We start from the raw sequence: 12,011 nt of genomic DNA, 5'->3' as shown, positions 1-12,011 counted from the left end.
CTGCCTTCTGCCGAGGGCGGTATTCCGGCACCGACGGCACGGCACCAGGTGTCATCACACTACACGAGTACGGCACCCGGTGTCATCACTAACGTCTCGCGCTTTAGAATGCGGACATGAGTCGGTGGGAACCCAACGCGGCCGAGCGATTGGGAGCCGCGGCGGTGGAATTGTTCGCCGAGCGCGGATATGAGGACGTCACGGTCGTCGAGATCGCAGAGCGCGCCGGGTTGACCAAACGGACGTTCTTTCGTCACTTCGCCGACAAGCGCGAGATTCTATTCCGCGGCCAGGATGCCTACCGCGGCATGTTCGCCGACGCCATCGCCGGTGCGCCCGACGGAGCCGGCCCCATGGAAGCGGTCGAGACCGCACTGGGTGCGTTCGCCGCCGGGTTCGCAGACGACCGCCGCGAATTTGTGGCCAAGCGTCAGGCCGTCATCGACGCCAATCCCGAACTCAAAGAGCGAGACCTGCTCAAAGCCGCCGCCCTGACAACGGCGATGGTTGACGCACTGGTCGCGCGCGGGGTGAAGCCGCCTGTCGCGAACCTGGCCGCCAACTTCGGCGCACTCGCCCTCGCCGACGCCTTCCAAAGCTGGCTGCAACCCGGAAATCGGAAATCCATGACCACGCTTGTCCAGCAAGCGCTCCGAGACCTCGACACCGCGATCGAAGCGCTGCGCGAAGGGCCTTGACAGTGACTAGCGCGGCGAATTCAAACGAGTTACACCTTGCCGCCCACAAGTTTTCGCTTGCCACCTCCATGGAAGGGACTCGCGTCGGCTGCCCCAGACCTCTACAACGGGGTCGCCAAAGGTGAGTGTCGGATGCGGTGAGCCACCAGTAATCGTCACCGTTTTAGCTGATGAATCACAGAGGTTGAAATCATCCCTTGTTCTGTCTCAAGGTATCTGGCAGTAATCGCAATAGACCTGGCGGTCGTCGGATTCCTGCCAACTGGTCGCTCGATCTGGATGCGGACGGCTTCGCCCCCCGGGCAGACGTGGATGTCTCGCAGCTAGAAGTTGAAGAAGGCCCACATCGAGCACGTTTATGTTGGGCGCGATCGAGCTGGCTGGCCGTGCGAGGTCAGAGGAGACAGACCTGGGTAGCGAATCAGCGTGCGGTGAGAAGGGATTTGACCGCGAGAAGGTCGACCTGACGGATCGTGGGCGGCTCAGCGAGAAGCTCTTGCTGGCGTTCGCGCAACGACTTGACGATCTTGCCATGGATGTGGCTTTGGCGGCCGTCCTCGTCGGCGAAGGTGTCGTAGATGGCGAACCGAGTGTCACTGAGCTTGATCGCGTACCAGGTAGTGGTGCCGGACTCGCCCAGAGCATGGGAGTGCATGTCGGAAAGCCATGATTCCAATGCTGGTGCGGTCTCGTCCTTCGCGGTGAGGGTGACCAGCAGACCGACGTTCCGTGGTGCGACGCGGATGGTGGTTGGCGGGACATGGCGCGGTGCGGCAGCCGCAGTTGTGGGGCGGTGCGCTGCGCCGGGGTGATCATCACGTAGCCGAGGTTGCCCGAGCACAAGTTCACGCAAAGTCGTTGGTTCGGTGCGATTCTCGGCTCGAATGAGGCCGCGGCGACGCAGCTCCGGCGTGATCAGTTCTCCGAAGTCGCGGAAGGTGTCGAAGTTCGTCACCCGAGCGATGTTGAATCCGTCGACGTCGGCGACCTCGACCCATTCCTCGAAGTGGTCGACGACGGTCGAGGGCGAGCCGGTGATGCTGGCACTCATCCCGCCCACGCACAACCACTCGGCGAGTTTGCGAGGTGTCCACACCAGCTCGCTGTCGACGCGGGTCAACATGTCACTGAAGGCGCGGATACCGTCGCCCTGAAACTGGTCCAACGGCTTGTCCGGATCGGCACCCGACAGGTCGACGCCAGTCCAGCCGCCCCACAGGGCCAGCGCGGCGTCGACCTGGGCGTGCGTCTGGACTTGACGCAGTTTGGCCTGGGCAGCCTCGTCGGTATCGGCGACGATCGGAGTGAGCATCATGATGATCTTCAGGCTGCGCGGATCCCGGCCCTGCTCAGCAGCGAGCATGCGGTACTGATCGACGATTGGCCGCACGTCGTGCGGATTGACGCCGACAAGGAACACCGCCTCGGCGTGCTTGGCGGCAAATTTCCGTCCACGCGCTGATGCGCCCGCCTGGAACAGGAACGGAGTCCGTTGCGGCGACGGCTCGCCGAGGTGAGCGCCGGGGACGGTGAAATACCTGCCTTCGTGGTTGATGTCATGTACCTTCGACGGCTCGGTGAACACTCCCCGAGCACGGTCGCGCACGACAGCGTCCTCCTCCCACGACGATTCCCACAGCTTGTAGCAGACCTCCATGAACTCGTCGGCGATCTCGTAGCGCTCGTCATGAGAGATCTGCTGCGTCAGACCCAATTGACTGCCGCACTCTGCTGGTACGAGGTCACGATGTTCCACGCCACCCGACCCTTCGTCAGGTGGTCGAGCGTCGTCATCGTCTTGGCGAACTTGTACGGCAGCTCGTAAGTGGAGGACACCGTCGCGCCGAAACTCAGCGTCTTGGTCGCTGCCGACATCGCGGAGATCATCATCAGCGGATCGGCGACCGGCGCCTGAGCGGCGGTGCGCAACGCTGCCTCGCGACTTCCGCCGTAGACGTCGTAGAACCCGAGGACATCGGCGAGGAACAGGATGTCGAAACCTGATGTCTCGAGGGTCTGCCCAAGTTCGATCCAGTACTCGATATCTGTGTAGCGGTGGGTCTGGTCTCCGGCGTCGGTCCACATTCCAGGGTTTTGATGGACCACGCACGCCATGTCGAACGCGCTGAGGATCAACTCACGCTTGGACGTTGCACGGCCGGATTCGGAGGTCATCACAGTCTTTTCGTCGAACGGACAGTCTCATGGGGTCGCTGGACCGCCACCTGCGACGTGCAGGCGACCGAGACCAAGCAGTATCGGGGTTGAAGTGGGCGCGTCAGACCTTCGCAGCGACGACGCCGAAGCGTTCGACGCGCGGGGCAGCCGCGAGATGCTCATCGGTCAGCCCGCGCAGCACGGGATGATCGTGGACCTCAAGGTCTCTGACGTCGACCGTGGAGGTCTCCAAGATGCCGAACTCAGTGTTGGTGATGCGGTAGGCATACCAGGTGGCAGCCAGGGCGTCGCGGGCGACGCCGGCGATGGCCTGACCGAGGATTGTGGCGACCTCGTCCTGCTTGCCGTCACGTGCGACGAGGTGGATCAACGTGCCTGTGCTCGGTGCCATGCGTAACCAATATCCCTACCAGTCAAGCGCGACGATGTATGTGTAGCCGCGCGTCCCAGAGTCTGTCGCCCGTCGACTCACAAGAGAGCGCGACCCGCGCGCCACCGTTCCTGCTCAATTCGACGAGAAACCTTCGTAATCAGACATGAGTACGGTTCTGCTACCCAGGGTTTGGCCCGCCCGGAGCGCAACTGTTGACGCTTGGCTGAACTCCCAGGTGTCAACCAACTCACTTGTCATCATCGCTTTCCCACGAAGCACGATTCATCCGTCGGTCGCGACGTGCTCGCATCGTCCGATGCCAGCAATGTGCAATACGACGGGATTGAAAACAGGCATCACGGTCGGTATCGAGGCCCTCGCACTTGCGCGCCAAAGTCACACGGTAGAAGTTCAGCCGACACTCCAAGTCGCGCGCGATGACCTGTCCGAACCGACACTTGGCGCGATGCTTCCGCCCGCGCCGTAGGCTCGCGGCGTGCACCACGTGCCCCTGGCCAGCGGCGCCGTAAGCCGGAGTCGCGGTACGGCGTGAAACGCCCTGGAGAACCAGGAGGCTCCCGACCTTGGAAACGTGAACGAAAGGGGCCACGCGGAGGTGCGCACTAATTTGGCCCAACTCGGGGCTGTTCGTCGCACAGGACGCAAGGTTTCAGTTCCCCACCCGCTAGGAAAACAAAGTGAAGCGTTCAGGACTTTTGACCCTTGACCGCGAAACCCTGGGCTCGCTAGCGTCGAAATTGGTGTCCCGGCTGGGGATAGGGGAAATCATGATTTACGGCACTGGTGGCTCTGTCGATAATGGAAATCCGTTCACCTCGGATTTCGATGAACTGACCATCGGCACGGCGATTAATGCCGATCGGAATGAACTCCTCCATAGCGTGGCGTTCAAGATAGGAGCCCTCGAACAAGAGGAATTGCTCAGTGTGAGCAAAGGTGTGGCAGACACGTCGGTGTGGGGCACTGGCGCGACAATGGAGTCGCAAGAGGCGTGGGGCTGGAGTGTCGGTGCAGGGGTTGAGTTGAATCTCGGAATCATTGATGCCCTCGCGAAGTTTCATATTGTTCAGACTAATAACGCGTGCACGAAATCTTCGGATGTCAAAGTCCGCGGAACCAGTACCTATCGGGATGCTTACATCGAACTCCTAAACGGCGAACGAGAGCAGCTTCTGCAGTGCGCAACACCCCTGTTCAGGGGTTTGGTTAAAAAAGTCTATGACGCCGCTAAGGCCCTCGAATCCCAGCCTGCCAATGAGGCGTTATCAGATGTCCTGATCGAGGCGCTGATGGAATTTTACGGGAAATTCGGCACAGGCTTTGTTGACCGGATCGAACTGCAGGCCGTCGGAGTTTTCGAAGGCACCTTGCACAGCGACAGCAACTACGCGCAGAGCAACCTGGACATCGGAGGCGATTTCTCTCTCAACCTTCCAGGCTTTAGCGCCGGGCTCGCGGCGAAGTTCTGCTCACAAAAGACGAATGCCACCGCCGCGACGCAATTCCTCACACGCGCTTATGGCCGCCCACCGGGCTGCGGCCCCCACGACTGGGCGATGAAATTCCACGACGCATTCGTGCAAAACGGTATCGTAGACTGCGCGGATCCCGAGGTTTGGAAAGTCCCTTTTGATAACGCCCCTACCGCACCCGCGGAGCCGGTCATCAGATCTATCCCACTCGACACCGTCCTGAATTTACCGACGATCGCCAAGGACCTTTTAGCCGATGCGGTCAAAGCCATCCAGTACAGGACACTTGACGAGAAGTACAAGACCGACGAGCAGGGGAATTTGCTCGACAAGGACGTCGCCCTGCAGAATGAACTCGCCACACTGGCGACGCAGGCGCACACCGAGAAGCAAATCAATGACAAAGCGCTCTTGGCGCTCACCGACCCGCAGATCAGCGAACAATCTGTTGCCGCCGTTGCGTCCAGCCCCGACGTACGGTCGTCACCGGTCAGCGATGCCGCGCCGCGGCTGGCACGCTTCGCTGCCCGCGCCGAAATCGCAGGCGACAAAAGCTTGGGCAGTGGAGACTGGGGCGGATATGCGGTCACCGGTTACAGGTATCAGCCATGGAGCCTGATACTCGAAGAACTGGATATCGGCAAGGTTCGCACACGCCACCAAGTCGTATTCCTCCAGTCCATGCTGTGGTACTCCATCAGAGGCATGTTTGCACAGTACCTGGATTACTGCGCTAACTACCCTAATATCGTCGGCCCAACACTCAATGCCCGAGGGTCTGCTGATAAGTTTCGCAGCGCACTGGAAACGGTGGGCGAACTCATCGACGACCGGCTGAGAGACAAAGCGGCCAACAACCTCACGGTCATTGAGGACTTGGAACGCGAACTGCAAAAGCGGCTCGGTCCCCAGTATTCGATGCGCAAGCAGTACGAGTTCTGGCTCAAGAATTATGAGTGGCTCAAGAGAATCCCCTTCGGTGTGGTGGCTGTCGTCGAACGCGACAACAAGCATTGGATACAGGCAAATCCCTACCCGAAATGTCCATACTGGGATCCCCAGAACCCGCAGAAATGCAAAGCGTTCGACACTCTTGAGGCGGAAACCCTACTAAGAGAAAATGCCTATCGCCTATACCCGATTATCTCGACCAACGCCGACGGCGAACCCCACTTTGTGTGGGTCGGTGCCCCATCGCGGCTCACGGGCGATGTCGAGGACCAGGTTGCGAGGGTGAGCGGTCTGCTGTCGTTCGCCTATCCTCCCGATAAGCATCCCGGTTGGGTTTCGCCGGAGACCATCCGCAACGCTGGAATCCGCTTTGGTGAGACGACGCTGCCCATGCTGATTCAGCAGAGCGCGGCGGCCGTCGACGATATCGCCAGGGCTGAGGATGTTGAGTTCACCTGGCCGCCGGGTGATGTGGGGCATTGGTGGGAAAATGGGGCCAGCGGGGCGAAACGACTGGCAGAGAGGTGGGGCAATCGCCAAGCGATGTTCGGGATGCACCTCTATCCCGGCTTCGGCGATGAGGATGGCTTCGGCGCCGATTTTCTGCTCGGGAAAGCGGCGGATCTAGCCAGAGAAGCAAGTCGCCACAACACTGTGCTGCCCCACGAAGACGACATCACCAATGATTACTGGCGCTTACGTGACGGGGAGAACAAAGGACCCTGGGCGGCTTACTTCCGCGACCGTGACGCCATGTTCTTCTGGGGACCTGGTCCCGAAGGGTGGGATCGCTTCGAGAAGTGCGCCATCCTCTTGGTACCCATCGACTACGACAAGGTGCGAAGTGTCGGCGGTACGGTTAAGTCCGGTGGGCGGCCAATGTGGAGTGAACCGCGAACCAAAGAGCTGATGGAACACTTGGGCTCAATCGCGAAGAAAAAAAGTCGCCCCTTCGGCGGCTAACTGACATCCGATCTGCGAGGTAACGATCAGTTTCTGGTTGGATCACTCGGTCAGGTTTGATCAAGGTGATCGGAAGGGGGGTTGGCGCCGACTCGCCAGTTCAGGGGCAAAGGCATTGGGCGACAACGCGAAGCCAAGTGCCACCATCCGTGCTTCCATCGCCGCTAGTCCCTGCCGTACCACCGGAGAGACGCCTTAACGTTCGGTCGAATCGCTTGTCGTCGTCTCTCCGAGCCAACCACAGCGCGGCGCTACCCGCCTAACTGAGACGGTCGGCCAGCGATCAGGGGTCTAAACACTGCGCTGATTCACCGCCAGCACCGCGCCGAACTGTTTTTTGACCGTCATGATCGATTGACCGAAAGAAGGGGGGCGTAGGCCTCCGATTCTCAACTCACTTTGACTGTGCACAGCTGCCTGTAGAACGCCGCTCCGACGAGTTCTCTAAGCACATCCCGGCCCGCCGAAATTCGTCATGGGGCCAACTTGAAGAACCCACGCACGCACTGATTACTGGACGATCTTCTCGTCGCCGTCGCATGCTTACCATCGACGCTCGCCACTGTGGATACCATCCGCTCTCAGCACATCCGCCGGCTTGCCATCAGAGCGGTTTACTGCGCCGGTGCGGGCCAGGTCGCGAGCTCCGGGCAGACAATTGCCTCGTCGGCTCCAGGCCATTCCGGCATGGTCAACAGGAGCATCTCTAACGGTTCGTTACTGGTGCAGCGGAATTGGAAGGTTAGCCCGGTGCCGATATCGACAGAGACGCCGGGAGCCAGTCTGTCCACGAAGGGGTCGAAGTGGTTCTGGCGCCGGCTGATTTGCCCTTCGCCCGCCACGACGTACCAGAGTTCTTCGACAGTTCTGTGCCGCACCGGGAGAGACACCTGGCCCGGTCCCAGCTCACATATCGCAAGGCCCCCGTTCGCTTCGCTGCCCAGCAGCGTAACGCGTGAATGATCCGGCGCCTCATAGGTTTTGGCGGCAGCTGCGTCATATACGACCACCCCGGGATCCGGTATGGATGATGACGTAGCGGCGGCGTCGGGCAGCTCTGCGGCGTCCTCCATTGCGTGGTGGTATTCAGGGCGCCATTGTGGCATCGCGGCAACGAGGAAGTTCAACGGTTGATCACCCGACGCGTGATATCGGAACGGCGCCCCCGGAGGTATCCGGACGCTACGCCTCGGAACGAGGCTGACACTCACGCCGTCGTGATCGGCTGTGACACCGGGAATGTCGGCTCTGGCGGATTTCCCGGTGTCAGCGATCCACACGTTTCCGTGTCCGCCGAGAACGTAGTACCACTCGCTGCACGGGTGAACCCAGGCGGTCTTTGATGTACTCCCAGGCTGCACTCTGGCGTGCGTGAGTTCCCCGGCTGGAAACTGCAGGAGCAGGCGAATCTCTGCCACACCTGCCGGTGAGATGTAAGTAGGCTCATCCGGCAATGTCACCGTGCGTATTGCGGGCATTTCGAACTACTTTCAGCTTTCTAGCAGGGGCCGAGTGGTCCATATAGACAAAATGGCCACGACCGATACTGCGCGCCCCGCGTTCATCACCGAGACGCTCACTTTCGTCGAGTGCTCGTTGCCGGTGTATTGGTGGTGGCCTTCGACCGCGTAGCGCTTTTCGCGGTCTTTGCTTCCCCGGCATGGGTTGTACTCGCTGCGCGCGGCTTGCGTTGGTCCGTCTTCGCCCCGCGCCCGGCCTGAGACCGTCGCCCCTTGTCGCCGTTCACTTCGCCGTCGCCTGAGTGAGGGACGGCGGCCCGGCTGCGGTCAGCGGATGCACCGCGCCGTCCCCCACCTACACCGGCGGCGACCATGGCAGTCGATGGGCTCGATGATTCCAGCGAAGGTGGACAGATTCCGCGAAGTTCCCCCCGCGCCGGCAGCGTGTCCTCGAACAGCATCACCCTGTAGTTGAAGTTGTCAACCCACTGACTCACCCAAAAGTGCATGCCATTTTGGTCGTTGAGCCGACTCAGCGGTGAGATGTAACCCCCATAGATTCGCTCTACGTCCCATCCGGATACATAGTTGATGACGTTGGCGCCCTCGTCGCGCCAGTCGTCCTCCACCCACGGCACCGTTCTGGCCTGCTGCCGGTAGTTGAGATGGTCGAAGTAGGACAACACGCAATTACCCTGTATGTAGCGGAAGCACAGTTCTCCGTACTCGCCCTCCAGGATCGGATGGCCCTCGTTAGGGATTTCCCAGCCCCAGCCGTGCTCTTCGTCCCAACCCCAGGGTTCCCAGCGGCCGAGCGGGAATTCGTCGGCGCGAGTCCTCCACATCCAGATCGGCTTATTGCGAATGAGTCCCCCGGTCCCAAAGATGTAGACCCACTCGCCGATCTGGTCGAACGTCAGCATCGTGTTACCGGGATGTGCGGTCTGGATGCCAGCACCCGGGTGGCCAGGGACGTGATCGAGTTTCAACATCGGTCCTTGCCAGCTGACGAGGTCCCTTGAGCGCCAGAACTCGGTCCTGAATTGAGCACCCTCAGCTTCCAGCTTTCCTTTGCTCACCATTACCGCGACATGCCACCACTCGCCGATGCGGATGAAGTCACAGGGCAGCACCGTGTCGTAATCGGGATTGCAATGCCCGTAGGGCCAGAGCTGGCGGCGCTTGGCCATGATGATGCGGTTACCTCTGTCCGGGATACCGATGACCTGGTAGTTGCTGTCGTACATGACGATTGACGGCGATTGCCCCTCACCTTGCATCCCGACAAACTGGAAGTTGTCCCCGAACATCGCCGCGATTGCGCCGCGGTCGGGATCCCAGCGCAGGATGCCAAGGTCAGCGGCCTCCATCCCCACGCATGAAGTGATGCCCGGACCGGTGACCTCCCGCGGGCCGATACCCCGGGACATCGCCCGCTCGCCAAATCCTTGTAGTGCTCTCCCATCTGGAGCAAACAGCTCGGTCCAAGTCTTGGGTCCTACTTTGCCATCGGCGGCCAGACCGCGACTCTTCTGGAACGCGATAACCGATCGGCTTGTCAGCGGCGCATACTCACCGTCGATGAGCAAGCCCGCGTTGGCAATGGTGTTCAACCGCTGCTGAAGGGACGCCACATGTCGGCCTGCGACACCCGGCACAATCACGAGACCTGGGTATGACTGCTCAGCCGCCCGCTCCAATGACTTGACGGGCACTGAGGCGAACTCGGCAACCTTCCGCGCGAAGTAGTCCCACGGAAAGCCCGGGCCGACGTCGGTATGGTCACCCACGCCGGTCGCGATCCGCACACCGTTGTGATCGGTTATCCCGGTCTCTCCGCGTTTTGCCTCGTCGGGACTGATCACCCGAGGCTGCAGTCCGTGGCGGCGCGCATCCCGAACGGCGACGAACGCCGCGATGTCGATCGCGTGACCCATGCGGTCAAGCCAAGTCTGCCGCGACCACTTGGCGTAGGACCCGGTGAAGGCGAGGTTGATGGACTTCGAATTTCCTGGCTCAAACACCGAATAGGACATGCGATCGGTGTCGACGATGTTGTACAAGTGGCCATCGCTGTCGAGGGCGTAGTGGTAGGAAGCTTCTCGCTCGTTGTGCGACAACCAGTTTGCGAAGTTCCGAGCTGAACCGCTGTCTGCCTCCTGGGTGTGCAGCACGAACCACATCACCGGAGCGCGCCGGGGCTCGCAGTACGGGCTCCGTATCTCGATGCTCTCTTCGAAGTCGGGTGGCGTCGGCTCGGAGCTCAGCGACCGGTCGAGATCCCACTGCCCGAAGTCATCTGCGAGGACATCGCTGACGTCGACGGGGGTGCCGTCAACCAGGGGGCCCGGGTTGGACGGGGTGTCGATGACGTTCTGGAAGAGGACGGCGGCCGGTTCGCGCTGGCCCAGTGACCACGCTTTCGTCTGCCATGCCCAGCGTCGGCCTGGTGTCGTAGAGTGCCCCACAACTCCGTCCTCGATCGCCCATGCACACACCCTCGAGTGCCCGTAGATGCCGGTACGCTCAACGCCCAGAACGGAATTGAGACCGCGAAACCAGTCGATGGCCACGTGATTCCAGGTGGGCCGGTCGAGGTCTTCATCGATGCTGAACATGATCGGGGCAGTGCCCGGGCCTCCGGCGGCTTCATGGAACTCCAGCGCAGTGTGCGCATCCTGGACCCCGCCGTCGAAACCGCGGGTGAAGTCCGGCGGTGTCGACGTGCCGCATTTTCCGAACTGGAAGTTGCTTACGATCTGCAGACCTTCGGCGCGCAGCGCGTCGGCATAGTCACGTCCGACCGGCTTCGCCCCGAAACTGGAGCCGGGACGTGACGCCGAGACGTAGACGACCACCCCGTCGTATCCGGCGGACTTGATGGCTACCGCGGGAATCACTCGCGCCGAAAAATCGATTAGCTTCATCATGAATACCTCGTGATCTTGCGGTTCAGGTCATCGGACGGCGCCGTAAGGAGTTGCCGCCCACGCTTCGGCCACACGAGCCGACGTGCGGGACAACGAACCGGCAGCGCACCTCTCCCGAATGCGCCGCGGCGTTGATTTTGTGGTAATGACTTGCGAACGCACAGCTCCAGACCGGGCAATGTACTTGCGCCCGGGTCCATCCCCATCGCGACGCATGGCTCGCTGTCTCCGAAGAATTTCGCAACCGCGGCGGTTCGGAAGCCACCGCCCATGCCGTTCTTCACCACGACATCCCTGGAGCGTCTCCAACCAGTGAACCATTAATCCCCCGGTAATCTAAAGCCGTTACCGATTCCGATCCGACCACCTGCCGGATCGGCGAAAAAGGGTCGAAAGTCCCCAATTATCGGCTGTGAGTACCACTTTCAGATGCGGTGCCGGCGAGTGCGACTTGCGTTTGTGTCCAACATGCCTACGGCGACTGGCTACCAATTCGCTGTCGTTAGTCTATTGATGCGCCTGCCGACATCAATCGGTGCATGGTGCTGCGGAGGACGTTGCCCAAACCGCTGGCGCGCGACATTCAGGAGATCGCCCGCGTCGCCGATTTGTTGACTTGCCAGCGATGTTGCGCGGCCCCGCCACCCGAGTAGTGCCGGGGCATGATGATCGTCCATCGCGACCAATCCCACAGGTGGATTGGGCCGAAACTCGCGCCCGGCGAATTGCGCGCTAGCAGGCGCCAAGAAGAACCGACCACAAAGAACCTTCACTCCGCTCCTCGCACCAGTCGGTTCGACACGACACGAGGCGTCCTCGTCGCCGCAAGAACAAATAAGTACAGGTTCGCCGGAATGGTCCGGATAGTTGGTGCACAAAGTCGATCGAGTGTTAACGACGGTTGAAAATCCGGCCAGTCGCGACGGCTGAAAAGTAGGCCACCCAATCAGATTGGATGGGTGATC

Annotated in this window: 5 protein-coding genes and 2 pseudogenes; 2 read left to right on the top strand and 5 right to left on the bottom strand. The window is 60.9% G+C overall.

What is annotated here, in order from left to right:
* The first annotated feature begins 116 nt into the window (after positions 1–116).
* Positions 117–698, top strand: a complete 582-nt coding sequence (locus tag AC3WTE_RS30470) for a TetR/AcrR family transcriptional regulator (protein WP_492443180.1) — start codon at positions 117–119, stop codon at positions 696–698.
* Between the two features lie 790 nt (positions 699–1,488).
* On the opposite strand, the pseudogene AC3WTE_RS30465 reads toward AC3WTE_RS30470, so the two are convergent.
* Positions 1,489–2,873 (bottom strand): annotated as a pseudogene (locus AC3WTE_RS30465) (LLM class flavin-dependent oxidoreductase); the annotation flags it as partial.
* Positions 2,874–2,976: 103 nt separating this feature from the next.
* A complete protein-coding gene (locus AC3WTE_RS30460) occupies positions 2,977–3,267 on the bottom strand; it encodes a hypothetical protein (protein ID WP_492443179.1) in 291 nt (96 codons plus the stop codon).
* A gap of 680 nt (positions 3,268–3,947) precedes the next feature.
* Here AC3WTE_RS30460 and AC3WTE_RS30455 point away from each other — a divergent pair.
* Positions 3,948–6,656, top strand: coding sequence for a hypothetical protein (locus tag AC3WTE_RS30455; protein WP_492443178.1), 2,709 nt, complete (start codon positions 3,948–3,950; stop codon positions 6,654–6,656).
* A gap of 614 nt (positions 6,657–7,270) precedes the next feature.
* On the opposite strand, the gene AC3WTE_RS30450 is transcribed toward AC3WTE_RS30455, so the two are convergent.
* From AC3WTE_RS30450 to AC3WTE_RS30440, 3 genes and pseudogenes are all read right to left on the bottom strand, one after another.
* Positions 7,271–7,729 carry a cupin domain-containing protein gene (locus AC3WTE_RS30450; protein ID WP_492443177.1) on the bottom strand — a complete coding sequence of 153 codons (459 nt, stop codon included), beginning with the start codon at positions 7,727–7,729 and terminating at the stop codon, positions 7,271–7,273.
* Positions 7,730–8,232: 503 nt separating this feature from the next.
* Entirely contained in the window at positions 8,233–10,299 is a 2,067-nt protein-coding gene (locus AC3WTE_RS30445; RefSeq protein ID WP_492443219.1) for a DUF4185 domain-containing protein, read from the bottom strand.
* An 87-nt stretch (positions 10,300–10,386) separates the two neighbouring features.
* Positions 10,387–11,046 (bottom strand): annotated as a pseudogene (locus tag AC3WTE_RS30440) (DUF1906 domain-containing protein); the annotation flags it as partial.
* Between the last annotated feature and the right edge of the window lie 965 nt (positions 11,047–12,011).

The sequence above is a fragment of the Mycobacterium sp. FW102-FHT13B02 genome, from assembly GCF_058790275.1.
This window is presented reverse-complemented; position numbering and strand designations above follow the sequence as displayed.

Bases quoted from the DNA above. Each gene is read 5' to 3' on its own strand.
- AC3WTE_RS30470 (WP_492443180.1), top strand. From the start codon at position 117: ATGAGTCGGTGGGAACCCAACGCGGCCGAGCGATTGGGAGCCGCGGCG.
- AC3WTE_RS30460 (WP_492443179.1), bottom strand. From the start codon at position 3,267: ATGGCACCGAGCACAGGCACGTTGATCCACCTCGTCGCACGTGACGGC.
- AC3WTE_RS30450 (WP_492443177.1), bottom strand. From the start codon at position 7,729: ATGGAGGACGCCGCAGAGCTGCCCGACGCCGCCGCTACGTCATCATCC.
- AC3WTE_RS30445 (WP_492443219.1), bottom strand. From the start codon at position 10,299: ATGTGGTTCGTGCTGCACACCCAGGAGGCAGACAGCGGTTCAGCTCGG.